The organism is Paenibacillus sp. J22TS3 (genome assembly GCF_018403205.1).
Taxonomy (GTDB): domain Bacteria; phylum Bacillota; class Bacilli; order Paenibacillales; family Paenibacillaceae; genus Fontibacillus; species Fontibacillus tuaregi.
Map to the genome: position 1 here is coordinate 1 of NZ_BOSF01000032.1, position 255 is coordinate 255.

A 255-nucleotide genomic window follows, 5' to 3' on the forward strand; every position below is an offset into this window, starting at 1 on the left:
GGTGAAATTTTAATACCTGTGAAGATGCAGGTTACCCGCGACAAGACGGAAAGACCCCATGGAGCTTTACTGCAGCTTGATATTGGACTTTGATACGATTTGTACAGGATAGGTGGGAGCCTAGGAAACCGGAGCGCCAGCTTCGGTGGAGGCACCGTTGGGATACCACCCTGATCGTATCGGAGTTCTAACCTAGTACCGTAACCCGGTACGGGGACCGTGTCAGGTGGGCAGTTTGACTGGGGCGGTCGCCTC

At 54.1% G+C, this 255-nt stretch carries 1 rRNA gene; it reads left to right on the plus strand.

Going from position 1 to position 255, the window contains the following annotated elements:
• Positions 1-255, plus strand: a 23S ribosomal RNA gene (locus KJS63_RS25915); the annotation flags it as partial.